We start from the raw sequence: 241 nt of genomic DNA, 5'->3' as shown, positions 1-241 counted from the left end.
TCTGTTCGCCCCGGGAACCATCAAACGCCAGGGTTTCCTGGGGCAGGTATTCGAGAATGCCGCCTTGCTCCACCTTCAGCCGGGTGTGCTGGGCCCAGGCCACCCCATGGCTGTCGGCCTTGTAGAGCTTGGCCGCCGCTGGCGTGGTTAGCAGGGTGTGTGAGTCTTTACCTACGCGAGCCTCGATGCTGAGGGCATCGCCACTCACCAAGCCGCCCGGCGGATGCAGCAGGTACACGTG

General features: G+C 64.3%; 1 protein-coding gene. It reads right to left on the bottom strand.

From position 1 onward, the window contains the following. Positions 1 to 241, bottom strand: a 241-nt coding sequence (locus B2W52_RS18990; protein WP_286803907.1) for an urease accessory protein UreD, incomplete at both ends; no start/stop codon positions are given.

The sequence above is a fragment of the Marinobacter sp. UBA2498 genome (genome assembly GCF_002341575.1).
Taxonomy (GTDB): Bacteria; Pseudomonadota; Gammaproteobacteria; order Pseudomonadales; family Oleiphilaceae; genus Marinobacter; species Marinobacter manganoxydans.
Note: the sequence above shows the minus strand (reverse complement) of the source record. Positions and strands in the feature narration are given on the sequence as shown.